At 73.9% G+C, this 24,170-nt stretch carries 29 protein-coding genes and 1 pseudogene; 15 read left to right on the forward strand and 15 right to left on the reverse strand.

Annotated features, from left to right (window positions below; all coding sequences use genetic code 11):
- Window positions 1-348 precede the first annotated feature (348 nt).
- Genes ACFV4G_RS17620 through ACFV4G_RS17630 form a run of 3 tightly spaced genes read right to left on the reverse strand, consistent with a single transcriptional unit; the run spans window position 349 to window position 2,876 of the window.
- Window positions 349-555: a hypothetical protein gene (locus ACFV4G_RS17620; protein WP_380441319.1), complete on the reverse strand. Its 207-nt coding sequence runs from the start codon at window positions 553-555 to the stop codon at window positions 349-351.
- On the reverse strand, window positions 552-1,322 hold the full coding sequence (locus tag ACFV4G_RS17625; protein ID WP_380441209.1) for a MerR family transcriptional regulator: 771 nt from the start codon (window positions 1,320-1,322) through the stop codon (window positions 552-554). The genes ACFV4G_RS17620 and ACFV4G_RS17625 overlap by 4 nt, the downstream gene beginning before the upstream one ends.
- Before the next feature lie 33 nt (window positions 1,323-1,355).
- Window positions 1,356-2,876, reverse strand: a complete 1,521-nt coding sequence (locus ACFV4G_RS17630) for an FAD-dependent monooxygenase (RefSeq protein ID WP_380441211.1) — start codon at window positions 2,874-2,876, stop codon at window positions 1,356-1,358.
- A gap of 58 nt (window positions 2,877-2,934) precedes the next feature.
- On the opposite strand from ACFV4G_RS17630, the gene ACFV4G_RS17635 reads away from it, so the two are divergent.
- The 4 genes from ACFV4G_RS17635 (at window position 2,935) to ACFV4G_RS17650 (ending at window position 5,754) form a co-directional block, all read left to right on the forward strand.
- Entirely contained in the window at window positions 2,935-3,525 is a 591-nt protein-coding gene (locus ACFV4G_RS17635) for a CGNR zinc finger domain-containing protein (RefSeq protein WP_380441213.1), read from the forward strand.
- Window positions 3,526-3,634: 109 nt separating this feature from the next.
- Entirely contained in the window at window positions 3,635-4,219 is a 585-nt protein-coding gene (locus ACFV4G_RS17640; RefSeq protein WP_380441215.1) for a TetR family transcriptional regulator, read from the forward strand.
- Between the two features lie 184 nt (window positions 4,220-4,403).
- Window positions 4,404-5,036 carry a cysteine hydrolase gene (locus ACFV4G_RS17645; protein WP_380441317.1) on the forward strand — a complete coding sequence of 211 codons (633 nt, stop codon included), beginning with the start codon at window positions 4,404-4,406 and terminating at the stop codon, window positions 5,034-5,036.
- 52 nt (window positions 5,037-5,088) lie between these two features.
- Complete coding sequence (locus tag ACFV4G_RS17650; protein WP_380441220.1) at window positions 5,089-5,754, forward strand: hypothetical protein; 666 nt, start codon at window positions 5,089-5,091, stop codon at window positions 5,752-5,754.
- 91 nt (window positions 5,755-5,845) lie between these two features.
- Here the strand turns inward: ACFV4G_RS17650 and ACFV4G_RS17655 are convergent, their stop codons facing one another.
- On the reverse strand, window positions 5,846-7,111 hold the full coding sequence (locus ACFV4G_RS17655) for an FAD-dependent monooxygenase (protein ID WP_380441222.1): 1,266 nt from the start codon (window positions 7,109-7,111) through the stop codon (window positions 5,846-5,848).
- A gap of 223 nt (window positions 7,112-7,334) precedes the next feature.
- A complete protein-coding gene (locus tag ACFV4G_RS17660; protein WP_380441224.1) occupies window positions 7,335-7,610 on the reverse strand; it encodes a hypothetical protein in 276 nt (91 codons plus the stop codon).
- Window positions 7,611-7,769: 159 nt separating this feature from the next.
- On the opposite strand from ACFV4G_RS17660, the gene ACFV4G_RS17665 reads away from it, so the two are divergent.
- From ACFV4G_RS17665 to ACFV4G_RS17675, 3 genes are read left to right on the forward strand one after another with little or no spacing between them, the layout of a single operon-like run.
- Window positions 7,770-9,206 carry an RNA-guided endonuclease InsQ/TnpB family protein gene (locus ACFV4G_RS17665; RefSeq protein WP_380441226.1) on the forward strand — a complete coding sequence of 479 codons (1,437 nt, stop codon included), beginning with the start codon at window positions 7,770-7,772 and terminating at the stop codon, window positions 9,204-9,206.
- The gene (locus tag ACFV4G_RS17670; RefSeq protein ID WP_380441228.1) at window positions 9,199-9,402 is read left to right on the forward strand and encodes a hypothetical protein; all 204 of its coding nucleotides are present in this window, start codon (window positions 9,199-9,201) and stop codon (window positions 9,400-9,402) included. The genes ACFV4G_RS17665 and ACFV4G_RS17670 overlap by 8 nt, the downstream gene beginning before the upstream one ends.
- Before the next feature lie 10 nt (window positions 9,403-9,412).
- Window positions 9,413-9,943, forward strand: coding sequence for a hypothetical protein (locus ACFV4G_RS17675; RefSeq protein ID WP_380441230.1), 531 nt, complete (start codon window positions 9,413-9,415; stop codon window positions 9,941-9,943).
- Window positions 9,944-9,998: 55 nt separating this feature from the next.
- Here the strand turns inward: ACFV4G_RS17675 and ACFV4G_RS17680 are convergent, their stop codons facing one another.
- The 5 genes from ACFV4G_RS17680 to ACFV4G_RS17700 form a co-directional block, all read right to left on the reverse strand.
- Entirely contained in the window at window positions 9,999-10,514 is a 516-nt protein-coding gene (locus ACFV4G_RS17680; protein WP_380441232.1) for a hypothetical protein, read from the reverse strand.
- 414 nt (window positions 10,515-10,928) lie between these two features.
- Complete coding sequence (locus tag ACFV4G_RS17685; RefSeq protein ID WP_380441234.1) at window positions 10,929-11,132, reverse strand: hypothetical protein; 204 nt, start codon at window positions 11,130-11,132, stop codon at window positions 10,929-10,931.
- Window positions 11,133-11,350: 218 nt separating this feature from the next.
- Window positions 11,351-11,917, reverse strand: coding sequence for a DUF5919 domain-containing protein (locus ACFV4G_RS17690; protein WP_380441236.1), 567 nt, complete (start codon window positions 11,915-11,917; stop codon window positions 11,351-11,353).
- A 37-nt stretch (window positions 11,918-11,954) separates the two neighbouring features.
- Entirely contained in the window at window positions 11,955-12,401 is a 447-nt protein-coding gene (locus ACFV4G_RS17695; protein WP_380441238.1) for an NUDIX hydrolase, read from the reverse strand.
- A gap of 29 nt (window positions 12,402-12,430) precedes the next feature.
- Window positions 12,431-13,186: a helix-turn-helix domain-containing protein gene (locus tag ACFV4G_RS17700; protein WP_380441240.1), complete on the reverse strand. Its 756-nt coding sequence runs from the start codon at window positions 13,184-13,186 to the stop codon at window positions 12,431-12,433.
- Window positions 13,187-13,563: 377 nt separating this feature from the next.
- On the opposite strand from ACFV4G_RS17700, the gene ACFV4G_RS17705 reads away from it, so the two are divergent.
- The 3 genes from ACFV4G_RS17705 to ACFV4G_RS17715 all read left to right on the forward strand — a co-directional run bounded on the left by ACFV4G_RS17705 (window position 13,564) and on the right by ACFV4G_RS17715 (window position 14,951).
- The gene (locus tag ACFV4G_RS17705) at window positions 13,564-13,815 is read left to right on the forward strand and encodes a hypothetical protein (protein WP_380441242.1); all 252 of its coding nucleotides are present in this window, start codon (window positions 13,564-13,566) and stop codon (window positions 13,813-13,815) included.
- A gap of 82 nt (window positions 13,816-13,897) precedes the next feature.
- Window positions 13,898-14,356: an NUDIX domain-containing protein gene (locus tag ACFV4G_RS17710; protein ID WP_380441244.1), complete on the forward strand. Its 459-nt coding sequence runs from the start codon at window positions 13,898-13,900 to the stop codon at window positions 14,354-14,356.
- Between the two features lie 43 nt (window positions 14,357-14,399).
- Window positions 14,400-14,951: a hypothetical protein gene (locus ACFV4G_RS17715; protein WP_380441246.1), complete on the forward strand. Its 552-nt coding sequence runs from the start codon at window positions 14,400-14,402 to the stop codon at window positions 14,949-14,951.
- A gap of 80 nt (window positions 14,952-15,031) precedes the next feature.
- On the opposite strand, the gene ACFV4G_RS17720 is transcribed toward ACFV4G_RS17715, so the two are convergent.
- Window positions 15,032-15,793, reverse strand: coding sequence for an aminoglycoside phosphotransferase family protein (locus ACFV4G_RS17720; RefSeq protein ID WP_380441248.1), 762 nt, complete (start codon window positions 15,791-15,793; stop codon window positions 15,032-15,034).
- Between the two features lie 211 nt (window positions 15,794-16,004).
- Between ACFV4G_RS17720 and ACFV4G_RS17725 the strand changes: the two are divergent.
- Window positions 16,005-16,379 (forward strand): annotated as a pseudogene (locus ACFV4G_RS17725) (TIGR03086 family protein); the annotation flags it as partial.
- 229 nt (window positions 16,380-16,608) lie between these two features.
- On the opposite strand, the gene ACFV4G_RS17730 reads toward ACFV4G_RS17725, so the two are convergent.
- Window positions 16,609-17,448 carry a BPL-N domain-containing protein gene (locus ACFV4G_RS17730; RefSeq protein ID WP_380441250.1) on the reverse strand — a complete coding sequence of 280 codons (840 nt, stop codon included), beginning with the start codon at window positions 17,446-17,448 and terminating at the stop codon, window positions 16,609-16,611.
- Between the two features lie 245 nt (window positions 17,449-17,693).
- Between ACFV4G_RS17730 and ACFV4G_RS17735 the strand changes: the two genes are divergently transcribed.
- A complete protein-coding gene (locus ACFV4G_RS17735) occupies window positions 17,694-17,906 on the forward strand; it encodes a hypothetical protein (RefSeq protein ID WP_380441252.1) in 213 nt (70 codons plus the stop codon).
- 21 nt (window positions 17,907-17,927) lie between these two features.
- On the opposite strand, the gene lanL is transcribed toward ACFV4G_RS17735, so the two are convergent.
- Both lanL and ACFV4G_RS17745 read right to left on the reverse strand, forming a co-directional pair.
- Entirely contained in the window at window positions 17,928-20,483 is a 2,556-nt protein-coding gene (lanL, locus tag ACFV4G_RS17740; protein ID WP_380441255.1) for a class IV lanthionine synthetase LanL, read from the reverse strand.
- A 154-nt stretch (window positions 20,484-20,637) separates the two neighbouring features.
- Window positions 20,638-20,805 carry an SflA family class IV lanthipeptide gene (locus ACFV4G_RS17745; protein ID WP_380441257.1) on the reverse strand — a complete coding sequence of 56 codons (168 nt, stop codon included), beginning with the start codon at window positions 20,803-20,805 and terminating at the stop codon, window positions 20,638-20,640.
- 161 nt (window positions 20,806-20,966) lie between these two features.
- Here ACFV4G_RS17745 and ACFV4G_RS17750 point away from each other — a divergent pair, with 161 nt between their 5' ends.
- On the forward strand, window positions 20,967-21,701 hold the full coding sequence (locus tag ACFV4G_RS17750) for an alpha/beta hydrolase family protein (protein WP_380441259.1): 735 nt from the start codon (window positions 20,967-20,969) through the stop codon (window positions 21,699-21,701).
- Window positions 21,702-21,721: 20 nt separating this feature from the next.
- On the opposite strand, the gene ACFV4G_RS17755 is transcribed toward ACFV4G_RS17750, so the two are convergent.
- Window positions 21,722-22,528 carry an NAD(P)-dependent oxidoreductase gene (locus tag ACFV4G_RS17755; RefSeq protein ID WP_380441261.1) on the reverse strand — a complete coding sequence of 269 codons (807 nt, stop codon included), beginning with the start codon at window positions 22,526-22,528 and terminating at the stop codon, window positions 21,722-21,724.
- A 65-nt stretch (window positions 22,529-22,593) separates the two neighbouring features.
- On the opposite strand from ACFV4G_RS17755, the gene ACFV4G_RS17760 reads away from it, so the two are divergent.
- Together ACFV4G_RS17760 and ACFV4G_RS17765 are read left to right on the forward strand one after the other, a co-directional pair.
- On the forward strand, window positions 22,594-23,487 hold the full coding sequence (locus ACFV4G_RS17760; RefSeq protein ID WP_380441262.1) for a LysR family transcriptional regulator: 894 nt from the start codon (window positions 22,594-22,596) through the stop codon (window positions 23,485-23,487).
- Window positions 23,488-23,622: 135 nt separating this feature from the next.
- Complete coding sequence (locus tag ACFV4G_RS17765) at window positions 23,623-24,093, forward strand: carboxymuconolactone decarboxylase family protein (protein ID WP_380441264.1); 471 nt, start codon at window positions 23,623-23,625, stop codon at window positions 24,091-24,093.
- The last annotated feature ends 77 nt before the right edge of the window (window positions 24,094-24,170 follow it).

The raw sequence follows: 24,170 nt of genomic DNA on the forward strand, positions 1-24,170 counted from the left end.
CCCGCCCGCCACCAGCGCCCGGAGCACCGTTCTGCGCGTCGACCCGGTCGATGTGACCGCAGCCGTGGAGCCGAGATCCAAGACTGTCCCTTTCGCCACCAGGGGCAGGAGGCTTCGGACAGCAGGGCCTCCCAGCCGCCTTATTACGGAAGCAGCAGCCCTCGGGGGCCCGCCGCCCCAGGCTAGTGACACCCCCGCAACGGCATCCCCGGGCACTCCGTCCCCGGCCGAGAACCTCACCCGATTGATCCGTTCAACCAGCGAGCCGGAGCACCCGGTCACCGTGGCTCGGCAGCGCCTTCGGGCGCTCGAAGGCGGCCGGGGCGGGCGGCCGTCCCGGACGGGGGGTCAGTTCCCGGGCCCGTCGGAGCGGCCCAGGCGTATGTAGGTGACCAGGGCCTGGACGAGCAGGGCCAGCGCCACCGCGGGGACCACCGGCCACGGCACCACGTGGGCCATCGCCAGGATGGTCAGGAGCAGCAGCGCGGGGAACAGCACCGGCAGCACGGAGATGACGGCGACGCGCACCCGTACGCGCCTGGGCATGGCGCTCATGCGTCACCCCGGCGGGCGAGGTCGAGGAAGTCGGCGAGGTCGCGCCACTGGTCGGCGGGGGCGTCGTTCTGGCCGGAGACGGCGGCCGGGTCCTCGCGCCAGGCGCCGCGCACGGCGCCGGACAGGGCGCGGTCGCCGCCTGAGAACAGGGCGCCCAGTTCGTCGATGCGCCGCACGACGCGCTGGACCTCCTGGCCGGCCGGGTCGGCGCCGGCCTGGCGCAGGGCCTCGGCGCGCCGGTAGAGCTGGGGCCACTCGATGTCGAGGTAGTAGTGGGCGGCGGGGCCGAGTGCGGCGGCGTGGTCGCGCAGGGCGTCGATCTGGTCGTCGTCGAGGTGGCGGCGCAGCGCGGGTTCGGTGCCGGGGGTGCCGGCGCCGCGCATGGCCTGCAGGACGCGGATGAGGGCGGCGGTGTCGGGGGTGCGTTCGGCGGCGAGTTCGCCGTGGATGTGGGCCAGGCGCTCGCGCAGCGCGGTCAGGGAGGCGAGGGCGGCGTCGATGCCGACGAGGTGTTCGCCGACCAGGCGCAGCGGGTCGATGCCGGCGTCCAGGCAGGTGGCGATGGTCTCCAGGCCGAGGCCGAGGCGGCGCAGCGCCAGGACGAGGTAGAGGCGCACCACGTCCTGTTCGGTGTACTCGCGGTGTCCGGAGGGGGTGCGGCGGGAGGGGCTGAGGAGGCCGATGTGGTCCCAGTGGTGCAGGGTGCGCACGGTCAGCCCGCTCGCTTCGGCGAGTGGGCCGACCTTCCACGTCTGTTCGGAGGTCATGGCGTAACGATGCCTCCTGACGTCGGGTGAGGTTCAAGCCCGCGGTGCCGACAGGATTGCGCGCAGGACGGTGAGCAGGTGGGTGTCGTCGGCGGAGCCCTTCGGCGCCTGGATCGGCTGCTGCCAGGCGATGTGGCCGTCGGGGCGCACGAGGACGGTGTGGTCCAGGGGTGCGGTGCGGACGGTGACGGGCAGGCCGACGGCGGTGGCGGCCGCGGCCTGGCGCCGGCGGGCGCCGTCCGGGTGCGGGGTGAGGAGGGTGAAGCCGGGGCCGACGAGGTCGAGCGTGGAGCGGCCGTCGGGCAGGGGGCGGTGGGGCAGGCGGGCACCGGGGCCGCCGTCGGGGCGGGTGCGCTCGGGGTCCACGGGCGGGCGCGCTTCGCCCTCGACGACGGCGGTGGAGCGGTAGGCGGCGGTGAGCAACAGCTCGTCGTCGATGCGGTAGCTGGTGCGGGCGCGGGAGTTGGCGAGCGACAGCTCGGTGACGGCGAGGGCGACGGGGCGGCGCTCGTCCTGGTAGGTGTCCAGCAGCGCCCGGCCGGCCGTGCCGTCCAGGACGGCGGCGAGCTTCCAGGCGAGGTTGTCCGCGTCGCCGATGCCGGTGTTCATGCCGTGCCCGCCGGTGGGCGGCATCACGTGGGCGGCGTCGCCCGCCAGCAGCACACGCGAGCGGCGGTAGGCGGTGGCGGTGCGGGCGTCGCAGCGCCAGGTCGTGGTGTCGCGGACGGTGACCGGCAGGTCCGCCAACCCGGCCGCGTCGCGCACCAGTCGGGCCAGGCGCTCGTGGTCCCCGCGCAGTTCGGCAACGTCGTCCTCGGCGGGGTCGTACGGGTGCTGGTAGATCCACTGCCGGTCGTTGTCGACGGCCAGGAAGCCGCCGCGGCCGGGGGCGGTGAGGAAGTACGAGGCGCTGGCCCGGTCGGCGACCACCGGCCCCAGCGGCGCCTCGAAGCGCACGCTCAGGAAGTGGCCCAGGCCCGTGAGCCCCTCCATGGCGATCCCGGCCCCGGCACGCACCGGGCTGGAGGCGCCGTCGCAGCCGACCAGCCACTGCGCCCGCACGGTGCGGCGCTCCCCGCTGTCGCGGTCCTCCAGGAGTGCGTCCACGCCGTCGCCGTCCTGGGTGAACGACACCAGGCGGGTGGCGAAGCGGACGGAGCCGGGGGCGAGTTGGCGGGCGCGGCGGGCCAGGATCGTCTCCAGCACGTCCTGCGGGCACAGCAGCCCGGGGGAGGGGGTGCGCTCGGCGCCCTCGCCGGCGGCGGGGGCGAGGCCGGTGCGCACGAAGTCCGGGTCGACGAGGTCGCGGCCGCGGTAGAAGTACACGTGCGAGGACGGCAGCCCGGCCCGGCGCACCTCCTCCTCCAGGCCCAGACGCCGCAGGACCTCCATCGAACGGGCCGACACGCCACGGGCCTTGGGGTGCAGCGAGGTGCCCGGACGGGCCTCGACGAGCAGGTGCTCCACGCCGTACCCGGACAGCAGCAGCGACAGGGCCAGCCCGACCGGGCCCCCGCCGACCACCAGGACGGGCGTCGTCTCGGGGATGTGCATGCGGGGCCCTCGCTCTCTCGTAACGCTCAACTTGTTGTTTTGACGTTACCATCGTGACGTGGAGAACGATCAAGCGAATAACCCCGAGACCCCCGGCGACCCCCGGGACGACCGCCCCCGCGGCCTGTACTTCCTCACCGACCTCGCCAACGCCGTCCGCGACGACCCCGACCTGCCCGCCGCCGACCTCCGGGCCCTGCTCGCCCGCCACGGCGGCCCCGAGCTCATCCGCGCCGACGCCGACGCCGACGCCGACGCCGACGCCCGCGAACTGCGCACCGCCACCGCCCACCTGACCCGCATCCTCGACCTCGACGACCAGGACACCGCCGCCGACGCCATCAACGCCCTCCTCGACCGCCACCCGCCCCGCCCCCGCCTCGTGCGCCTTCCCGGCCGCCCCTGGGCCCTGCACACCCAGGCACCCCCCGACGCCGGCCCCACCCACTGGCTGCTGTCCACCGGCGCCCTCGCCCTCGGCCTGTGGCTCACCGAACGCGGCCGCTGCGCCTGGGGCCGCTGCGCCGCCGACGGCTGCGGCCGCTACTTCATCGACACCGGCCGCCGCACCCCGCGCCGCTACTGCAGCCCGCGCTGCGCGACCCGGGTGCGCGTGGCCGCCCACCGCACGCGGCGCTCGGACGGCTGACGGCGGGCGGCGAGCGGCGGGCGGCGGGCGGCCTTCGGGGGCTGGGGGCCGGGGCGGCCGGCGGACCGTGCGTCCAACCGGCCGCTTGGACGCTTCGTATGCTGGCCCCATGGGATGGGACACCGCGAAGACCAAGAGGCTGCTGCTCGACGCCGCCGTGGACGAGTTCGCCGCACACGGCCCCGAGGGTGCGCGCATCGACCGCATCGCCGCCGCGGCCGGCGTCAACAAGGAGCGCATTTACCCCTACTTCGGCGGCAAGCGGCAGCTCTTCGACGCCGTGGTCCAGCGCGAACTGGAGCAGCTCGCCGCCGCCGTGCCGATGGCGGAGGACGACGGATACCCGGTCGACCTTCCCGAGTACGCGGGCCGCGTCTTCGACTACCACCTCGCCCACCCGCACCTGCTGCGCCTGCTGCAGTGGGAGGCCCTGTGCGGCGAGCCCGGCGCGGAGGTCGCGGGGCAGGAGCGGCGGGCCGCGTACTACGCGCAGAAGGTTGCCGCGCTCGGCGGCGCCGGAGGGTCCGGGGCGCAGCCCCGCCCCGAGGACCTGCTGTACGCCGTCGTGGCGCTGGCCGGCTGGCAGTTCGCGGCGCCGCAGCTGGCCCGGATGATCCTCGGCGGGACGGCGCAGGAGGATCCGGCGGCCCGTCGCGCCGCCGTCGTCGACCTGGTGCGCAGGCTCGTGCGCTGACCTCCGGGTCTCCTTGCCCTCGGGGGTTCTTGCCCTCGGGTGCCGTCGCCTTCGGGGGTTCTCGCCCTCGGGTGTTGTCGGCGGGCCGCATTTCCAACTGGCCGGTTGGAGGTGCGGCCCTTTCGCGCTAGTCTCCAACTCGTCAGTTGGAGTTTCTTCCGGCAAGGAGCCGACCGTGACCGTCATGCCCGCGCGCCCGCACGCCGCCCTCGTCCTGATCGAGTTCCAGCGCGAGTGGCTCGACCCCGAACACGGCGCCCTCCACCGCCTCGTGGCGGACCGCGACCTGCTCGACACCGCCGTGCGCGGTGCCGCCACCGCCCTGGCCGCCGCCCGTGCGCACGGTGTCCCCGTCGTGCACGTCCCGCTCGTCCTCACGCCCGGCGCGCCGGAGCTGGCGGGCTGGACCCCGGCCCGCCTGGGGCTGCGCGCGGCGATCCCGGCGGCGGGCACCTGGATCGAGGGCGGTGCGGGCACCGGGTTCGCCGAAGGTTTCCGCCCCGGGCCCGGCGAGCCGGTCGTGCGCGGCCGTGCCGGGGCCAGCGCCTTCGCCGGCTTCTCCGATCTCGACCTGATCCTGCGCCGGCTCGGCGTCACCGACCTGTACCTGGCCGGGTTCGCCACCCACGTGTGCGTCGAATCCACCCTGCGCGAGGCCCACGACCGCGGCTACACCGCGCACGTCGTCCACGACGCCTGCGCGGCCTTCACCCGTGCCCAGCAGGACCACGTCCGCGAGCACGTGATCCACCACTTCGGCGCCGAGACCGACGCCGCCGCCTTCGCGGACGCGTGCGCGGGCACGGGCGGCTGGTGAGCGCGGGGCCCTATCCTCGACCGGAGGCCGTACGACGGGGTGGGAGCGGTAGTTGGGCAAGCAGGAGATGCGGCGCACGGTCGACGCGCCGCTGCGGCGGGCGGGCCTGGAGGTGCTGGAGGGCGGGGTGCCGCAGCCGGTCCTGCCGGTGTCCGTGGTGGGTTTCGCGCTCCACCGCGACCCCGGGCCGCAAGACCTGGGCCTGGTCTACGTCGACCGCGACGAACCGGACCTCGTCGCGCGGGCCAACCAGGGCTGGTACGAACTGGCCCTCTCCTGCGGCCTGTTCGGCGCCGACCGCGAGTTCCTGCTCGCCCTGCCCGTCCACCGCTTCAGCGCGCGGGCCGCGTCCCGGCACCGGCGCAAGCAGTGGCGCCGCGTGCGCCTGCTGGAGCGCTGGGACCTCATGGGCGCCGGCTGCTCGGTCACCGTCGGAACGCACGAACTCGGCCACCCCCAGCGCCTGCTCGGCTTCGGGCCCGGCCTGCCGGGGTTCGCGATGCTCTCCCTCGACGGCTCGGTGACCGTGCTCGGGACGACCGAGCAGAGCGGTATCGCCTTCCACGCGGTGTCCGACCCCGGGAAGACGGAGTCCGTGCGCGGCAGGCTCCAAGCGGCGGCGAACCGGGCGTGGGACCCGCGCGAGGAATGGTCAATGGGGGCGGTGCGGGCGGAGCGCGAGGAGGCCCGGGCCTGGCTGCTTCGTCAACAGGGCTGAGCGCGCGGGCTGTTCGCCGGAGCCGGAGCGCCGCCGCACCCCCGTGGCGGCGGCGCTCCGCTGCTCCCGTCCGTCCCCGGCCGGTGCGGCATCAGGCGGCGGTGGCGAGGGCGTAGTCGGGCAGGTCGATGTCGCCGGCCTTGGCGAACTGGGCGGCCAGGATGTTGCGCATCGGCCAGCGGCCCATCATCCGCATCGAGGCGGCGCGCAGGCGGATCATCGTGGCGCTGTTCGGGGCGTAGCCGTTCATGCCGCCGGGCGGCAGTTCCTGGGAGCGGGTGACGTAGGGGCGCATCAGCTCCTCGTAGCGGGCGAACGCGGCGCGGTGGCCGGTGCCGGCGGCGCGGGCGGCGGCGAGTTCGCCCGCCAGCAGGTAGGCGCCGACCAGGGCGAGGCTGGTGCCCAGGCCGGTGAGCGGGCTGGGGCAGTACCCGGCGTCGCCGACCAGGGCGACGCGCCCGCGCGTGTAGTGGTCGAGGTGGATCTGGCCGTAGGAGTCGAAGAAGAAGTCCTCGGCGCGGGCCATGCCCGCCAGCAGCCGGTCCACCTCCCAGCCGGCGCCCGCGAAGCGCTCGGCGAGCAGGCGCTGCTGGGTGGCGGTGTCGCGCCGGTCCAGGCCCAGCGGCGCGGAACGGAAGCTGAGCGAGGCCTTGATCTCGCCGGGCAGCCGACCGGGGCGGGCGCCGGCGACCAGGCCGCCGGGCGCGTTGTACATGAGGAACCAGCCGTCGAGGTCGATCCCGTCGCGGACGGTGAACCAGGCGTTGTAGCCGCCGAGCGGCCTGAAGTGGCCGTCGTCGCCGCCGAAGGCCAGGCGGCGCACCGTCGAGTGCAGCCCGTCGGCGCCGATGACCAGGGCGAAGCGGCGCGGTGCGGCCTTCTCGAAGGTGACGGTGACGCCGTCCGCGTCCTCGGCGAGGGCGGTGACGGTGTCGTCGAAGAGGTACTCCACCTCGTGGGCGGTGGAGCGGTACAGCAGGTCGGCGAGGTCGCCGCGCAGGATCTCGATCTCGGCGACGATGCCCTCACCCTCGAACAGCTCGACCGGCATCCGGGCCGTCAGCCGCCCCCTGCGGTCGACGAGTCCGAGCCCGCGCTGGTCGACGTTGAGCGCGCGGGCCTGCTCCATGAGCCCCATCCGCTCGATGACGGTGCGCCCCGCGCCGCGCAGGTCCACGTTCTGCCCGCCGGGGCGCGGGGCGGGCGCGCGCTCGACGATGACCGGGTTGAAGCCGCCCCGGCGCAGCCAGTGGGCGAGGACGGGCCCGGCGATGCCGCCGCCGGAGATGAGGACGTCGTTGGTGCTGCCGCCATCGGTGTCCGCGGCGTGCGTGGTGTGCGCGCTGGTGTTCTCCATGCCTCGAATGTACGGCGTACGCAGTGCACTCAACAAGCCCTATCTGCGGGGTTTCCGGCGGTAGCGCACTAGTGCACTAGGGTGCTCGGTCGGGCCCGCGGGGTGGCTGCGCAGGCCGCGCGGGGTGGGTGGTGCACTAGTGCGCTCGGCGGGCGGCGCAGAAATTTCTTCCCGCCGCCGGCCGGGGGCGGTGCCGGGCCGGTGCCGCCGCCCGTGGCCCGCCTCACGGCCCCGGGTGGCCGACCAGTTCGAGGCTGCGGCGCCACAGTTCGGCGCGGGCCGCCGGGTCGTAGGCCTGCGCGTCGGCCCGGGTCTCGCGGGTGCGGTCGAAGTAGCGGCCGGTGACGCCCGCCAGTGCCCGATCGGTCACCAGGCGGTGGACGGCGGCCACGCCCTCCTCCAGGCTGTCGACCGAGTAGCCCATCTCCTCCAGGACCATCTTGGTGGGCATGAACGTCGCCGGGTGCAGGCTGTTGACCGTCACCTCGCCGGCCGGCACGCGCGCCGCGAGCTCGAACCCGCAGGTGATCTGAACTCTTGGGTGCCAACCCCTGCTTTGGCTGGGGGCGGCCCATTTTTGGGCTCGGAGTCGCGAAGCGGCGCAGGTCTCTGCGTTGTCAGTGACGTGCGCTAGGTTGATCGCGGCTGTTGAAGGGGGGTGTTCCTCGTGTTGTCCGGGCGACGGTACCGTCTTGAACTCGATTCGGGGCAGGCTGAGTTGTGCGAGACATTCGGTGATGTCTGCCGTTCGGTGTGGAACACCGCTTTGGAGCAGCGCAGGGAGTACCGGCGGCGTGGGGCGTGGATGGACTACGTTCCGCAGGCTGCCGAGCTGGCGGAGGCGAAGCGGGAGTTCCCGTGGCTGACGGAGGCGCCTTCGCACGTGTTGCAGCAGACGTTGAGGGATCTGGACCGGGCGTGCCGGGAACACGGCACGTTCCGGGTGCGGTGGCGCTCCAAGGCCCGTTGGCGGCCGTCGTTCCGGTTCCCGGTGGGGAATCGGATCACGGTGGAGCGGATCGGCCGCAAATGGGGTCGGGCGAAGCTGCCGAAGCTCGGATGGGTCCGCTTCCGATGGTCCCGCCCGCTCGGCGGCCAGATCCGCTCGGCGACCGTTACCCGGCAAGGGCGGCACTGGTTCGTGTCGTTCCTGGTGGAGGACGGCAATCAGACCCCTGAGCGGCACGCGATGCCGAACGCCGCCGTGGGCGTGGACCGCGGCGTCAAATTCGCCGTGGCAACCAGCACAGGCGACTTCCACGACCGGCCGTATGTGACGCTGGGCGAGGCGAAGCGGCTGCGCCGCATGCAGCAACAGCTTGCCCGATGCACGCGCGGCAGCAACCGGCGCAAGGCGGTAGTGGCGAAGATCAACGCGATCACCGTCCGCGTCCGCAACCGGCGTGCGGACTTCTGTGCGCAGGCCGCCAACAAGCTGGCCACCCACAACGCGGTCGTGGTGCTGGAAGACCTCCGTGTAAAGAACATGACCGCCTCCGCCGCAGGAACAATTGAGCAGCCCGGCCGAGGCGTCCGTGCCAAGGCTGGACTGAACCGGGCCATCCTCGACAAGGGCTGGCACCTGCTCGAACTCGCGCTGCGCAATGCGGCGCGTACCACTGGCACTGCTGTGGTGCTGGTCAATCCCGCGTACACGTCGCAGACCTGCCACGCCTGCAAGCACGTGGACCCGAAGAACCGCGAGAGCCAAGCGGCCTTCGAGTGCACCGCCTGCGGACACCGGGACCACGCCGACGTGAACGCCGCGAAGAACATCCTCAACGCCGCAGGGCATGCGGTGTCAGGGCGTGGAGACCTCGGCACCAGCCGGTCCGTGAAACGCCAACCACCGGCCGCGCGCACCCGCGCGGAGGCAAAGCCCCCGCACGGCACACGCGGCCGGAATCCCCGTGCCTTAGGGCGGGGAGGAAGTCAACTGGGCGAGTTTGCTCCGGCAGTACGCCCCCATCCCGTCGTAGTCGCACTCCAGCATCAGGTCGCGAAGTCCACCGGCTGCTTCCCGGGCGAGGCCACATGCACGACCCGCGCCGGCGCGCGGCGGCGGCAGGAGTTCGAGCTCCCTGGCGATGAGTGAGCGACCTTGCGGCCCCTGCCCCGCGACCCCCGCGATCGTGGTCGACGTCGGCTGCGCCGGCGAGGACGCCCGGTTGGAGGTCGTCCCAGGGCACGTGGACGCGGCCCGCGCCCTGGGCATGGCCGCCTTCGTCCACACGGGCACCGCGCAGACCCACGCCCGGACCGGGGAGTTCGCTGTCGGTCCCGGTTCGTAGCATGAGCCGCATGTCGGACGCCTTCACCGTGCTGTGGACCCACTACACCTGCGACGAGCTGCGCAAGGCCGGCCTTGAGGGCCGGCGGCCCCCGGCCGCCTTCAGTGGCGCCCACTCCTCCCTGCCCGCCTGGTCGGGCGCCCGCGCCGGGGACGAGGTGTACGCGGTGCACGTCAAGCGGCGCGAGGTGTTCGTGGTCAGCCGCATGCGGATCGTCGACCGCGAACGGCGCGACTGCTGCGGCCCCGCCCCGCAGGCCTGGGGCGAGCGCTCCCACCCCGGCCACCACGACTGGTGGGCGCTCGGTGCCGGCGGCTGCGGCGCCGAGGTGGTCCACGTCGAGGCGACGCCCGTGCGCTTCGACCTCCCCGTCCCCGGCGACCTCCTGCCCCGCCTCACCTGGCGCAACCAGCGCGGCCGCACCCGGGGCCTCAAGTACGTCGTCGACGGGCGGCTCGAACGTGCCGTCAGCCTCCAGGGCTTCTACCGCCTGACGCCCGAATCGGCCGCCGAGCTCGCGGAGTTGGCCGACGGCGCGTGAACGCCCGCGTGCCCGGCACGGAGGTCCCTGCCGGGCACGCGCGTGGTGCGTGGGGTCAGCTGAAGGACACCTCGTAGACGCCGACGGAGGTGGGGGTGAAGCGGGCGGTGCCGGTGAGGCCCTCGTACCGGAGGGTGCCGCCGGTGACGATGGCGTCGAAGTCCTTGAGGTCGGCTCCCGGCTTCGGGACGGGGATGACCGCGTCGAGGGCGATCTGGGCGCCGTCGCTGAACTTGAGGATGCTCGTGCACAGCACCTGGTCCGCGCTCGTGCCGGTAGCGTCCTTGTTGCAGTTGGCGTAGGCGGTGCCGAGGTTCTTGCCGTCGACGTCCTTCATCGTGGCCCTGCCGCCGAAGGCGTTGCCGAGCCCCTGGGGGGCGCCGCCGAGGTCGGCGGTGCCCGTGCTGTCGAGGGTCATGTCCGGCACGGACACTGCCCTGGTCGCGCGGTGGGCGCCGGCCTGGGGCTGGCTGTCCGCCATGGCGGGCACGCTCAGTGCTGCGGTCGTGCCGAGCGCCAGAGCGGCGGCGGCGACGGTGAGGGAGCGCTTGACGGACATGACGCGGCGCATGGGGTTCCTTTGGTAGTCCGGGCGATGCTTTCGGGTTGAGCACCCGGAAGCCGGTGGAAGTCGACCACACACGGTGATCCCCCGGCCGACCGTCGTCCCTGCGTGTCCTGCCGGGCGGCGCGGCGCGCAACCCTTGCGGGGCAAGGGATGGGGACGTCTACGAACGGTCCGGCTGTGCCGTCCGGGCGGTCACGCCCATCACCCGTACGGGCCGTGAAGTTCACCCGCCCGGCACAGGGCCCCGGGCCCCGGGCCCCGGGCCTGAAGCACGTTGTCGACGGCCGCCTGTAGCGTGCAGGGCTTCTGCCGCCTCACCGAGGAGTCCGCCCGCGACCTGGCCGCCCTGCGCAGGAAGTCGGCCTCGTCGACTTCCTGCGCAGCGCCGGTCATTGCTCAGGGAGACCGCCGCGTGACCTACTCGACCACGGCCCGGGTGGCGGTGCCGCGCGTGAGCGGTACCGCCACCCGGGTCCATTGGACGAGGCGGTCGAGCACTGCGAGCACGACGTCCTGGCGCCCGGGCGGCAGGAATGGCCAGGTCAGCCAGGCCGGGGCGGACAACAGCACGACCGCCAGGAGCGGCAGCGCGAACAACGCGACGAGAAAGGGGCGTGACAACCACGCAGGCATGCGTCGACCTCCAGATGAATCCCACACAAGGGGAACCGTGCCGGACGGCGACGCAAACTGGGCACCCCACGCGCTCAAGCGCGTGCAGCCTCCGGCCAGAGCCGACATCCGGTGATGCGGTCCGACTCTACCCGCAACTCGGCCCTGCCAAGGGACGGTTGAGTGCAAAGTTGGCGAGGAGTCCCGGGGCTGTCGAATGCGCCGACTCAGGCGGCGGCGCGGATGGCGGTGCCCCGGGACCAGAGTTCCTCGACGTGCTCGGCGAAGCGGCCGAACATGCCGTCCTCCTCCCTGCGCCGGATGTGCATCATCGGCGAGTCGTGGCCGACGGTTCGGGCGAGGTGGGGAGTGACGAGGGCGTGCTCGTCGAAGCGGAAGACGGAGAGCCCGATGTGATTCGGCCCGTCGTCGAGGGCGCTGAAGCGGGCCTCGACGCCGTCGGTATCGGCGAGTTCGGCGAGGTGGGCCAGGGTGATCCGGATGCGGGCGGAGACGGTGAGGGCCGCGTCCTCGATCCGCTCACGGCGGCTGGTCGTCTCGGAGCCGGGATCCCCGAGGAGGACGCGGACCCGGCAACCGGCCTCGGCCTTGCGCCGGAGAGTCCGGGGGAGGCCCGGCTGCTCCAGCCAGAGGAAGTAGTTGGTGTACCCGGCGAGGAAGATCTCGGACCACGCCTCGGCGATCAGCTGCGCCCAGACCGACTGAGGGCAGGCCGAGCGGTACGGATAGACGGCGAACACCCCTCGCTCGTGCCCGGAGTTGGACGAGATCACTCGTGGTGTGGAGTGAGAAGTCGGCGGGGTCGACTTCTCACGTGAGCCGGCGGCCGTCGTGAGAGCGGATGTGGGGCGGTCCGGGACGGAGGGCGTCGAGGATGCGGACGGCATAGACCTCGCTCATGCGGCCGGCGGCTTCGTCGGGGGTGAGCCAGGCGACGGCGGTTGTTTCGGCGGAGAGGCACTCGGCGCCGCTCTCGGGGTGGCAGCGGAAGACGAGGGCGACGACGCCGCGGGCCATGTTCTTGTAGACGCCGGTCAGTTGGCCGACGGTGACGTCGATCCCGGTCTCCTCGCGAATCTCGCGGCGCAGGCCGTCTTCGACGGTCTCGGCGAGTTCCAGAACTCCGCCCGGTGGTTCCCAAGCACCGTTGTCGGCGCGACGGATCGCCAGCACGCGCCCATCCTCGCGGACGACCGCCCCCGCGACGGAGACGGAGTGCAGCGGTGTTGACCGGGAAGTCTCGGTGTCGCTGTTCATGGACGGGAGGGTAGGGCTTTGGCGCGTGGCTACTCGGCGGGCGGCGTGCTGTACCGGGCCAGGACTTCGTCGGCTGTGGACTTGTCGACCAGGCGGAGGTCCCACGGGCCGGTGTTCACGTCGAACTCCTTGCCGAAGCCGACCCACTTGCCGGACATGCGCCGGCCGGTCGGATCGATGAGGAGTTGAACGGCCCCGTGGTACCTGGCGCCCTGGTAGTAGCCGTCCTGCGCCGTCTGTTCGACCCAGGTGCCGGTGACGATGTTCCGGTCGATGGTCAGGTCGAAGGAGATCGGAGAGTCGGGATTGGACGACGCGCCGGGGAGCGATTGTCCGGTGATGCGGTTGCCGTGCTGCGCCAGGACTACGTGGTGAAGGCCGGTGAAGGTGCCGTCGCGGCTGCTGCTGTAGAACTCGTACCGGCTCAGCCATACCCCGGAATGGTCCTCGCCCGTTGGAGCGGGCGCCGTCTGCACCGGTATTCCGGGCTTGCCGTTAGCCATGTCGTGCCCTCCTGCGCCATCCAGGGTCACCCCCGAAGGTAGTTGCGGCGTTTCGAATCCGAGGCGGTCAACCGGGAGATTGGTGACAGCCTCAAGAGCACGAACGTACACCGGCCGGGGGGCCCGCACCTCCCCGGATTCCCACCGTTGGACCAGACGCTTGCTCGCCTCGTTGGGTTCTCCCTGCTCCGCCCCGGCCGTTCGCAGTCGCCTTGCGAACTCGTCTTGACTCAGTCGCAGACCGTGGCGCACGGCCCGCAGGGTCTCGTTCGGCGTTGTCACGGCTGCAGGATAAGCCCGATCACCGCCCAATGACGCCGAAATGACGTCTTGTCGGGCGCCTGAATGCCGTCCTCGTGCCGTCGCAATGGTCCGTCTGGTGGGGGCACGATCGGATGGCGCGCTGCTTGGGGCCGCGTGCGACGACGGCGACAGTAGCCAGTCCTCGGAGGTTGTCTTATGATCCGTGATCAGATTGCCAAGTCCCACGGGTACGGGGTGCGGTGGGACCCCGATGCCCGGTGTTACCGGGTGCGGAATGAGGTCACGGGGGAGTGGCTGCGCTGCGGCTCGACCGGTGAGCTCGCCTCTTTCCGTTCCTTCTGTGCCGCGTTCTCGGCGTGGCGGATGTTCGAGGTGCACCGCAGGACCGGTGTGTGATGGCCTCGATGTTCGACCGGGCGACTGCCGAGCAGCGGCGTGAAGCCGCGCTCGTTGCCGACGACTTGGCGGCCGTCCTCGCTCTGGGAGGGGTCAAGTTGCCCTCTCTGGAGGTGGACTGGGACTTCGGGCGCCGTACCGGCTGCTACCTGATCTCTCTCGGCGCCGCCCGTGTTCCGGAGGTGGGGCGGATCGTCGAACTGCTCCGCAAGGGGCTGCACTTCGAGCGCCTCGCCGCCGATGACGACTGAACTGGCCGCCCGCCTCCTCTGGCTGTTCGGCTTCGCTGCCCTGATCAACTGGTGTTTCTGGAACAGGAAGTAGCACCCCCCCATGCGCGACCCCCGCCTCCTCGCCAAGCCTCCCGTCTGCCGGCTCGGCTGCCTCGCCCTCGTCCGCAACCCCCGCGGCGACGTCCTCCTCGTCGACCCCGACTACATGGACGGGCTCATCCTGCCCGGCGGCGCCGCCCGCTCCAACGAGCCCCCGCACGAGGCCGCCGGCCGCCACCTCGCCGAGCAGACCGGCATCGGCCTGCGGCTCGCCGACGTTCTGGCCGTCGACTACACGCCCGCCGACCGCTACCTGGAGCGCCTCAACCTCGTTTTCGATGGCGGGATCACGGGTGCGCAGCCCGTCGCTGCGCCGCAGAGGCGCAGCGGGCTGCTGGGGGCGCGCTTCGTGCCGGTGAAGCAGTTGTCCGCCGTCATGGCGCCCGCGCAGGCGGGCCGTGTGGCGGAGGCGCTGGCGGGGCGGGCCGTGCCGTTGCTTCTGTGTGGGCAGCGTGCTTAAGCTTCGCGTCGATCATGTGTGCGAACGGCGAGGGAACTGCGAAATGGTGAGGCTCACGGAGCGCCGGCCCTGGGTACTGGGCGTCGGGGCGCTCGTCGCTGCCGGGCTCGGGACCGGCGGTGCCCTGCTGGCGTTCGGCGCCGGGGAGTCCGACCTCACGCAGACCCTGTGCGGGCAGCCGCGCGCCAAGGGCACTCCGCTCGGCGCGCTGCTGCCCAAGGGGCGTCCGGGCGTCGACGAGCGCAAGGCGCAGGCGGCGGGCAACGGGCAGGGCGCGCAGACGTCCTGCACGGTCTCCGTCGACGGCCAGGAAGCGCTGAGCATCGTCCTGTTCCGCCTCGGGCCCGACCAGCCGTCCGGCACCGACGGGCACGACCTGCGGGCCCTCGTGGGGCGCGGGCCGATCACCGGGGGCGGCGGGTCCGGCGTCACCGAGTACTGCGCGGGCAGCAGCACGGACATCGTCAGCGCCACCGTCCTCGCCCAGGGCGCGATCCGGCCCAAGCCGCACGCCGATTCCACCTCCTTCGACCACGCCCTGGGGCAGCTCGCGCAGGCCGTCGTCGCGGGGCAGCAGCAGGACGTGTGCCGTTAGCGGCCTGGACTCGCCGTGTCGTAGGCGCCGGGAGCGGGTGGGGCTCGCCCTGTCCCAACCTTCCTGCCGGCAGCGCGAGTTCAACCCGAGGGGTCGATCAGGTGCCGGTTCTCCCGGCTCCAGGCGAGGAGGGCCCGGAGGTTGTCGAGGTGTCCTTCGGCGACCCAGGTGGCCTGGGGTTCGTGGCCCTGTTCGGCCAGGCGCCGGTTGACGTCGATGTTCTGCTCCTGGACGGTGAGCACGGCGTCGACCAGGCCCGTCGTGTCGGTGAGGCCGTAGGCGGTGGCGAACACCTCCAGGCGGTGACGGCGGTCGGGCGGCTTCGGGTAGCGCAGCCACCGGGTGCACGTGTCGTCGTCGCGGAACGGCGCCGCGTATTCGAGGGCGTAGGCCACGTCGTGCAGCCGTGGTGCCGGACGTGCGTGGTCCCAGTCGATGATTCCCGCCGGCCGGGTGCCGTGCCAGACGGTGTTCCAGGGGCCGAAGTCGCCGTGGCAGACGACTTCGTCGCCGACCGGGCCGGCCGTCCTGGTGGACCAGCACGTCGTGTCCGGGGGCCGGTATCCGGCCACGGCGTCGTGGTAGTCGCGCAGGAGGCGGGCGAAGGTGATCAGGCCACGGTCGTCGACGACCTTGGCCCAGCCGTCCGGGCCGGATTCGCCGCCGATCCAGGTCAGCACCTCGCGGCCCTGCCCGTCGAAGCCGAGGACGCGGGGCGCGAGTTCGTAGCCGACGGCCTCCAGGTGGCGGAGCAGGCCGTGAACCGCCGGGGTCCACGGTCCGGCCGGCCGGTGGACCGTGTCGCCGATGCGCTCGACCCGGCCGAGATCTGGTGTGCTCACCTGGAAACCGTCGCGAGGAAACGGCCGTGACGCAACCGGTTATCGTGCCGTCGCACCGGCCCTGGCCGGATCGGCAGGGTCGTGGCGGCGAGACGCCGGGAAGGCCGGGGCCGAATGTGCCGAACGGCACTGATGGAGCGTCAGGGGCGGTTGTTACGGTTCCGCAGGAAGGTGAAGCGAAAGCCGGGAAACCGGGGGAACGGGGGACAACATGACGGCCGACGGGTTCGGACTGCTCGCCCGGGCGCACGACCACCTGCTCGCCGGCGTCCGCGCGGTGCCCGCGGGCGGGTGGGGCGCGCCCACGCTGTGCACCGAGTGGACGGTGTACCACCACGCCCGGCCGGACCAGCGGGCGCTGACGATGCGGATCACCGGCGCCGCGCCGGCCGGTGACCCGTTCGCCCCCGATCGGGCGGTCGAGGGCGACGCCGTGGCCGAGGTGGCCGAGTTGGAGCGGGTCCGCACGCAGGCGCGGGCCGCGGGGGAGTCGGGGCACGGGGCGGAGAGCGTCGGCACGCCCATGGGGCCGATGCCCGCCGCCCGGGGCGCCGCGGTGGCCGCGCTCGACGTGGCCGTGCACGCGTGGGACATCGCCGTCGCCACCGGCCGGCCGCTGCCGTTCGACGGCGCGCCGGCCGAGGGGCCGGGGGAGCGTCGGGGCGTTCCTCATACCCGTCGTGCGCGACGGCTTCGGCACGTTCGCCGCCGCCGTGCCGGTCGCGGACGGCGCGGGTGCGGCGGACCGGCTGCCGGCCTTCTCCGGCCGGGACCCGCGCTGGACCCCGGCCGCCGGCTGAGCCGGAGCCTTCCCGTCACGGCGCGGTCATCAGCGTCTTCAGCAGGTCGTCGCCCAGGCCCAGGCCCGTGGCGGAGACGTCGGGCAGGTGGTAGCTGCGGTACCAGTCGGCGGGCGCCTCCGGGTGGGGGCCGCTGACGGCGACGCGGCCGGTGCCGTAGGAGGCGACGGCGGCGGCGATGCGGTCGTTGGTGTAGCGGGCCAGGACGTCGGCGCCGGGGCCGTCGACGTCGAAGTAGGGGCCGTCCTGGAAGTACATCGGCTGCCGCTGCCCGCGCCAGGCGACGTCGACGAGGCGGTCCTTGTCGTCGGTGACGGTCGCGCCGGGGGTCTTGATGTACTCGCCGGAGTCGCCCGGCAGGAGGTCGTAGCCCGGGTCGCCGGCGAGGTAGCCGCCCATGCAGATGCCCAGGTAGCGGCCGCCGCCGCGCACGTAGTCGCGGATCAGCTCGGGGCGGAATCCCGGGGTGCGGCGCAGCAGGCCCCACGCGGTGGTGACCTCCTGGCCGTTGGTGCCGCCCGGCTGGACGTACAGGGCGGCGCCGGCCAGCGCGGCGGGGCCGAAGCGCAGGTCCTCGTCGGGGCCGATGAAGCGGACGGTGAAGCCGTTGCGCTCCAGCAGGTCCTGCGCGGCCTCGGAGCAGCCGTCGCACGCGGCGGGGCCCCGGTAGACGACGGCGAGGGGGTGGGCCGGGTCCGCGCTCGCGGGGGCGGCGGCCGGTGCGGTGGGCCCGGAAGCGGCCTCCTCGGAGCGGTCCTGGGCCTGCGGCGCGGCGCAGCCGGCGCTCGCGGCCAGCAGTACGGCGGCCAGGCCCAGTGCCGCCGCGGCCCGGGCGGGACGGCGCCCACGCGTCATCGGCTGTTCCCCCAACGGTCGTGCCCCCAACGGTCTTGCCTCCAAAGGTCGTTCCCCCGGCGATCGTCCGCCGGGCCCGGTGGGCGCACGGCGTGCAGCGACGACGCTAAGGGGTGATCGTCGTCAGTGCACAATCGGCCCGGTGGGGGGGTGCGCGGCCGGGGAGGGAAAGCCGGTTGCGGTGCCGGGCCCGGTGGGCGCTAGGGTCCTCGCGTTCGAATAGCAAGATCGAAAGGGGCGGGCACATGGGCCTGGAGAGCATGCCGGGTGTCGAGTGGAAGATCATGGACGCTAAGGGACGCAACTACTCCTACGACTCCGAGGAGGAGGCCCTGGAGGAACTGCACGAGTACGGGCCGGGCGCTTCGGTCTGGCGGCGCGAGGTCTACCGGGTGACGATCTTCTTCACCCGTTCGGTGAACGGCTGGCAGCAGGTCCACCCCGCGCCTTCGGCCTGACGGTCGGCGGTCGGGCGACAATCAGGCGAGGGGCAGCAGGGCCGGGCGCGGGCCGGTGCCGCGGTGCAGGCGGCGCAGGAACGTGAGCACGCCCGGCGTTCCGGTGGCCCACGCGGGGGACTCGGTCAGCAGGGCCGTGCCGGGGAAGACCGGACGGTGGGGCGGGCCGCCGGCGCGCGACAGGACCAGGGCCGCGATCTGCCCGGCGGCCTCCCGGTGGCGCTCCTCGCCGGTGGCCGACGCCAGGTCGACGAACAGCTCGCCGACCCCGGCCAGGCCGCAGCACTGCACCACCTGGCCCATCCGCGGCGCCAGCGCCCGGCACCCCCCGGCCGCCTCGGCGGCCAGGTCCACGTAGGCGTCCTCGCCCAGGCACAGACCCGCCTGGAGCAGCACCGTGCCGATCCCGGCCAGGCCGCGGCACCACGAGCCCCAGCGGCGGGTGGCGCCCGGCCGGGCGGCCTCCGCCGCCAGACGCGGCAGCTCGGCGGCCAGGTCCTCGACGATGGCGCGCCCGGCCGCCTGCGTCGCCGCGTCGGGGGAGGGCAGGGCGAGGAGCAGGTGGGCCAGGCCGGCGCGGCCGTGGGCGAAACCCTCGGCGAGGGCGGCGGTGCCCGGGTTGGGCTCCTCCTTCAGGTCCTGCGGCGGACCGTCGGTCAGGCGGCGGGCGCACGCGGCGGCCACGGCGAGGTGGCGCTGCGCACGGGCGCCGTCGGAGGCGCGGACGAGGTCGGCGAGCAGCAGGTGGGCGGTGCCGATACCGGCCGCGCCCGAGATCTGGTCGGTGGGCACCAGGGCGCCCGGATCCGAGGCGTCGGCGGAGACGGGCTCCGGGGTGCCCAGGCGGGTGGCGGCGTGGGTGAGGAAGAGCTTGACGCCCGCACGCCCGTCGTACAGGCCGGGCCCGAGCAGCCCGAGCGCCGGGTGCGCGGCCGTCCAGCGGGCGAGGGCGGCGGCGGCCTCGCGGGCGTCGGGGTGCTCGTCGGCGTGCTGGAGCAGTTCCAGGCCGAGGCCGGCGGCGCCGTCGTAGAGCGAGAGCAGCGTGCGCGGCCGGCTCGCGGCGGAAGGGGAGCCGAGCAGCTCGCGGGCCATCCGCACGCAGGTGCCGACGGTGTGGGCGACGACCTCCCCGAGGCCGTCCGCGGCGGGGCGGGCGACCTTGCGGCCGGCCGGGCCGCGGCCCTCCCGCAGGGCCGCCGCGGCCGCCGTGCGCTCCCCGGCCTCGAAGCTCAGCAGGCCCGCCACCACTGCGAGGGCCGGGTGGTCCGGGGCGGGCAGGGCGGCGGCCAGGCAGGCCAGGGTGCGGTCGCGGCAGGCGGCCGGGTCCGGGCCGATCGCCACCGGGTCCAGGCCGGTCAGCGCGAAGTGCAGGGTCGTGCCCAACGCGTAGTAGTCATCGGCGGGCCGGGGACACGCCGAGGCGACGGGCAGACCGTAGCCCGGGGTCGCGCCGGCCGGGCGCTCACCGTCCAGGGCGCTGACCCCGAAGTCCACCAGCGACCACGAACCCGCCTCGCCCCGCACGACGTTCGCGGGCTTCAGATCGCACACCACCACGCCCCGCGCGTGCACCGCGTCCAGCACCCGCAGCAGCGCCCGGGCCGCCTCCCGCCAGCCGCGCCCGCCCGAATCCCCTTCCGCGTAAGGCCCGTGGGCGAGGACGTCGCGGCGCAGGTCGCGCGGCCCGCAGGCGCTCGTCACCAGGTACTCGTCCACGCCGTGCCGGAAGTAGTCGACCAGCCGCGGCACCCCCGCCACGCCCGCCAGCGCCGCCAGCACCCGCCGCTCGTGCCGCAGCCGCCCGCGCGCGTCGACGCCCTCGGTGTCCTCCCCGACGAACGCCCGCGCCTGCTTGACCACCACCCCCAGCCCGCTCGCCAGTTCGACACCCCGGTAGACGTGACCGCCGGGCGCGCGGCTGATCCCCGCGGTGATCCGGTAGCGGCCCTCGCCCACGCGCGTGTCCTTCGGCGGCGCGGCGGCGGTGACGGCGGTGGTGGCGGCTGCGGCGGTGAACGGGTCCACGGCCCACGGCGGTTGAGCGTACGAGGGCTGCGCGAGCCCCGGGAACGTCCGCCCGTCCGGACCGTTCATCAGCGCGACGTCCTGGTCCTGCGGGGCACGGAACGGACCGTAGCGGTAGTAGACCGGCGAACCCGCGCGCACCTGCCGGTCGCTCACCACCCGCGGACCCTCCCACCCCGCCAGTAGCTGCGCCAACTCCTCACCAAGCGCCACGACTTCACCCTCACGCGGATACACCGTGACGGCCTTGCCGACGGCCGCCGCCCCGTGCGCCCCGGAGTTCGTCGCGCCCAGCACGTCCGCGCCCGCCGCGAACTTCGCGTCGCACGTGCGGCGCAGCAGCACCGGCACCACCAGGTCCAGCAGGAGCGGCAGTTGGGCGGCGCGGGCCGAGACGTGCAGCTTCCAGCCGTGGGCGAGCGCGGGCATCGCACGGTCGTGCAGGTACAGCCACTGCCCGTCCGCGTGCAGACGCCGCCGTCCCCCGCCCTCCGGTGCCCGCGCGACCAGGCGGGCGAGCTGCGCGAGGTGCTCCGCCGGGTGCTCCCGCACCGAACCCCCTTGGAATGCCGGGCGGGTGAGCGCCCCCGTACCCGGAGTACCGCGCTCACCCGCCGGTCGGAATGGACCGCCCCGGTCCGGTCGGACGGGCTGCCCCCGTCCGGTCAGACGGACCGCTTCGGTCCCGTCGAACGGGCCGTTCGGGTCAGGAGTCGCCGCCGCACGGGAATCGCGTCGGAACCCAGGTCACGAACGGGTCGGCGAGACAGGCCGCCGGGGCGAGATCGGCGTCGAACTCGTCTTCGAACACGATCCCCGCCTCGTCGATCTCCAGCAGGCCCGCGTCGTGGATCTCCAACATGCTTGCAGTCACGGGTAGTTCCTCCCATCTACCGGGTTGGTGCCTTGCGGTCCGCACATCGTACTAACCCCCGTGCATCCGTCCTAGTGGTGTGACGCCACCTGCTTCGCGCTCGGAGCGGTACCGTTGGCCACCGACGTGCCGTTGGTCTATGTGGGTGAGGGATAAAACGGATGCAGAAGCGTGAGGTCGTGCGCTACGGAAGCGCGCCCAGCCACTTCGTCGAGCTGTGGGACGCGGACCCGCAGGGCCCGCCCGCCCGGGGCCTGGCGGTGACGGTGCACGGCGGCTGGTGGCGCGACCGGCACGACCTCCACCTCATGGACGCCCTCGCCGCCGACCTCGCCGGCCGCGGCTGGTGCGTGGCCAACATCGAGTACCGCCGCACCGGCGGCGACGGCGGAGGCTGGCCGGACACCCTCACCGACGCCCTCGACGCGGTCGCCGCCGCCCACGCCGTGCGCCCCGCCCTCGCCGACCTCCCGTCGATCGCCGTCGGCCACTCCGCCGGCGGACAGCTCGCCCTGCTGACGGCCGCCGCCGGCCTCGTCAACGCCGCGGTCGCGCTCGCACCGATCACCGACCTGCCGCGCTGCGCCGCCGAGGGCCTGGGCGAGGACGCCACCCCGCTGTTCGTCGGCACCCCCTACGAGGACGACCCGGCCCCCTACCGCGAAGCCTCCCCGCTCCACCGCCTGCCCCTGGGCCGCCCCCACCTGATCGTCCACGGCGACCAGGACCAGCGCGTGCCCGTCACCCACAGCCGCGCCTACGTCGAGGCCGCGAAGGCGGCGGGGGACCCGGTGACGTACGTGGAGCACGCGGGCACCGACCACTTCCAGGTCGTGGACCCGCAGCACGCGAGCTGGGCGGCGGCCGTGGGCTGGCTGGAGAACCGCGCCGGATAGCCCCCCGACCAGGAGGCGCCTCAGCCCCGGCGGATCGCCTCCACCGCCCGCGACAGGTCCTCGTCCGCGATGTCCGGGTGCGACAGCAGCACCTCGTGCGCCGCCGTCAGCACCCGGCCACCGCCCGCCAGCGCCAGGTCCTTGGCGGCCAGGCGCACCGGGAAGTCCGACTCCCGGCTGCGGGCGCGGGCCACCACCCCCGCGAGCGGCCCGCCCCCCAGCACCTCCAGCGCCAGCTCCTGCGGCAGCCCGAACCCGTCCGCCACCGCCAGCGCCTCGCCGAGCGCCGTCACCCCGGCCACCACCGCGCCCATCACCACGACCTTCAGCGCCGCGCCCGAACCCGGCCCGCCGCAGCGCAGCACGCGCCCGAAGTGCTCCAGCACCGGCTGCGCCCGGTCGAGGTCGGCGCTCTCGCCGCCCGCGTAGATCGTCAGCGTGCCGTTCGCGGCCGGCCCGACGCTGCCCAGCACCGGCGCGTCCACCAGGGACGTCCCGGCGGGCAGCCGTTCGCGCAGGGCGGCCACCGCCTGCGGCCCGACCGAGGACATGTCGATCCACAGCGCCCCCGGCGCCAGGTGCCCGAGGAAGTGCCCGGCCACCTCCTGGACCGCCGCCGGGTCGGTGAGCATCGTGATGACGACGTCCGCGCCCTCGACCGCCTCCGCCGGGCTCGCGGCGCGGGGCAGGTCGCCGGCGCGCTCGGGGCTGCGGTTCCAGACAGTCAACGGCAGTGCGGCGGCCGCCAGTCGACGGGCCATCGGCAGGCCCATCCGGCCCAGGCCGAGGAAGGCGATCTTTCGGAGAGGAGCGTGCTCGGTGTTCATGGCCACCACGCTAGGCAGCCCCGAGCCAGGCGACAAACGAATGTCTCGCATGGTACCCATGCCTCATGGACATGGCTTGGCTCGACGTCTTCCGCACCGCCGCCCGCCTCGGTTCCTTCACCGCCGCCGGCGAGCACCTCGGCTTCACCCAGTCGGCGATCTCCCGTCAGATCTCCACCCTCGAAGCCGAACTCGGCGCCCCGCTGTTCGACCGCCTCGCCCGCGGCGTGCGCCTGACCGAACACGGCCGCGCCCTCCTCCCGCACGCCGAGGCCCTGCTGGAACGCCTCGACTCCACCCGCCGCGAACTCACCGCCCTGACCGAACTCGGCACCGGCCGCCTGCGCCTGGGCGCCTTCGACAGCGCCAACGCCGCCCTGGTGCCCACCGCCCTCGCCGCCTTCCGCGCCGCCCACCCCGAGGTGGCCGTCTCGCTCACCGAAGGACTCTCCGCCACCCTCCTCACCCGCCTCGCGGACGCCGACATCGACCTCGCCGTCGTCGCCTCCTACCCCGAACACCCCTACGACCACGAGCAGTTCGACCTCCAGCCGCTCGTCGAGGACCCGGTCCTGGTCGCCCTGCCCCGCGGCCACCGCCTCGCCCGGCGCCGGCGCCTGCGCCTGGCCGAACTCGCCGACGAGCCCTGGATCGCCGCCCGCCGCACCATCGAGACGACCCTGCTGGCCGCCTTCGTGCGCCAGGGCCTGCGCCCGCGCGTCGAGTACGCCGTCGCCGGCTGGACCGCCAAGCTCGGCCTCGTCGCCGCCGGACTCGGCCCCGCCCTCATCCCCTCCCTGGCCGCCCGCGCCGCCCGCCCCGACATCGCCCTCGTCGCCCTGCACCCCGACGACACCCCGGTGCGGCAGGTCTTCACAGCCGTGCGCCGCGGCCACCACCCGCCCCCGGCCACCGCGGCCTTCCTCGTCCACCTGCGCGAGGCGGCGGCACGCCCCTGACGTCGACGTGATGCAGGTCACATCGAAGCGGCCGGTCGGGGATGTCACATCCGCGGCGCGGGCGGGGTCGAGGTAGTGAGAGCAACCGCGAACGGCGCACGCGGACAGCGAGCGCACCGACCAGAGGAGCCCGCCATGGAAGCCCGTTTCAACTACTACGCCACCGCCACCGGCGCGAAGTTCGTCAAGCACTTGAACTCGGCCGGCGCGGCCCTCAAGGACGCGGGCGTGCCCTACGCCACCACCCAGCTGGTGCTGCTGCGGGCCAGCCAGATCAACGGCTGCGGCATGTGCACCGACATGCACTACAAGGACGCCGTGCACGCCGGCGACCAGCCCGAGCGCCTCAACCTGGTGGCCGCCTGGCGCGAGGCGACGGTGTTCACCGACGCCGAGCGCGCCGCCCTGGAGCTGACCGAGGAGGCCACCCGCGTCGCCGACGCCGCCGGCGGGGTCGGCGACGCGGTGTGGGAGAACGCCGTCAAGCACTACGACGAGGAGCAGCTCGCCTCGCTGGTGTCGACGATCGCCCTGATCAACGCCTACAACCGGTTGAACGTGATCTGCCGCGTCCCGGCGGGCGACTACCAGCCCGGCCAGTGGTGAGCCGCCCCCGCCACCCCCCCCCCCCCCTTTAGCGCAACCGGGGGCGGGCGGGGGGGGCGGGGCCCGGCGCCTCCCGG

It is taken from the genome of Kitasatospora sp. NPDC059747 (genome assembly GCF_042732955.1).
In the GTDB taxonomy this organism is placed as follows: domain Bacteria; phylum Actinomycetota; class Actinomycetes; order Streptomycetales; family Streptomycetaceae; genus Kitasatospora.

What these genes read in the sequence shown, in the direction of transcription:
- ACFV4G_RS17640 (WP_380441215.1), top strand. Translation starts at nt 3,635, where the DNA reads ATGGGATGGGACACCGCGAAGACCAAGAGGCTGCTGCTCGACGCCGCC.
- ACFV4G_RS17750 (WP_380441259.1), top strand. Translation starts at nt 20,967, where the DNA reads ATGCAGAAGCGTGAGGTCGTGCGCTACGGAAGCGCGCCCAGCCACTTC.
- ACFV4G_RS17620 (WP_380441319.1), bottom strand. Translation starts at nt 555, where the DNA reads ATGAGCGCCATGCCCAGGCGCGTACGGGTGCGCGTCGCCGTCATCTCC.
- ACFV4G_RS17680 (WP_380441232.1), bottom strand. Translation starts at nt 10,514, where the DNA reads ATGCGCCGCGTCATGTCCGTCAAGCGCTCCCTCACCGTCGCCGCCGCC.
- ACFV4G_RS17630 (WP_380441211.1), bottom strand. Translation starts at nt 2,876, where the DNA reads ATGCACATCCCCGAGACGACGCCCGTCCTGGTGGTCGGCGGGGGCCCG.
- ACFV4G_RS17705 (WP_380441242.1), top strand. Translation starts at nt 13,564, where the DNA reads ATGGCCTCGATGTTCGACCGGGCGACTGCCGAGCAGCGGCGTGAAGCC.
- ACFV4G_RS17755 (WP_380441261.1), bottom strand. Translation starts at nt 22,528, where the DNA reads ATGAACACCGAGCACGCTCCTCTCCGAAAGATCGCCTTCCTCGGCCTG.
- ACFV4G_RS17655 (WP_380441222.1), bottom strand. Translation starts at nt 7,111, where the DNA reads ATGGAGAACACCAGCGCGCACACCACGCACGCCGCGGACACCGATGGC.
- ACFV4G_RS17645 (WP_380441317.1), top strand. Translation starts at nt 4,404, where the DNA reads ATGCCCGCGCGCCCGCACGCCGCCCTCGTCCTGATCGAGTTCCAGCGC.
- ACFV4G_RS17625 (WP_380441209.1), bottom strand. Translation starts at nt 1,322, where the DNA reads ATGACCTCCGAACAGACGTGGAAGGTCGGCCCACTCGCCGAAGCGAGC.
- ACFV4G_RS17765 (WP_380441264.1), top strand. Translation starts at nt 23,623, where the DNA reads ATGGAAGCCCGTTTCAACTACTACGCCACCGCCACCGGCGCGAAGTTC.
- ACFV4G_RS17760 (WP_380441262.1), top strand. Translation starts at nt 22,594, where the DNA reads ATGGACATGGCTTGGCTCGACGTCTTCCGCACCGCCGCCCGCCTCGGT.
- ACFV4G_RS17710 (WP_380441244.1), top strand. Translation starts at nt 13,898, where the DNA reads ATGCGCGACCCCCGCCTCCTCGCCAAGCCTCCCGTCTGCCGGCTCGGC.
- ACFV4G_RS17735 (WP_380441252.1), top strand. Translation starts at nt 17,694, where the DNA reads ATGGGCCTGGAGAGCATGCCGGGTGTCGAGTGGAAGATCATGGACGCT.
- ACFV4G_RS17670 (WP_380441228.1), top strand. Translation starts at nt 9,199, where the DNA reads ATGAGTGAGCGACCTTGCGGCCCCTGCCCCGCGACCCCCGCGATCGTG.
- ACFV4G_RS17675 (WP_380441230.1), top strand. Translation starts at nt 9,413, where the DNA reads ATGTCGGACGCCTTCACCGTGCTGTGGACCCACTACACCTGCGACGAG.
- ACFV4G_RS17715 (WP_380441246.1), top strand. Translation starts at nt 14,400, where the DNA reads ATGGTGAGGCTCACGGAGCGCCGGCCCTGGGTACTGGGCGTCGGGGCG.
- ACFV4G_RS17730 (WP_380441250.1), bottom strand. Translation starts at nt 17,448, where the DNA reads ATGACGCGTGGGCGCCGTCCCGCCCGGGCCGCGGCGGCACTGGGCCTG.
- ACFV4G_RS17695 (WP_380441238.1), bottom strand. Translation starts at nt 12,401, where the DNA reads ATGAACAGCGACACCGAGACTTCCCGGTCAACACCGCTGCACTCCGTC.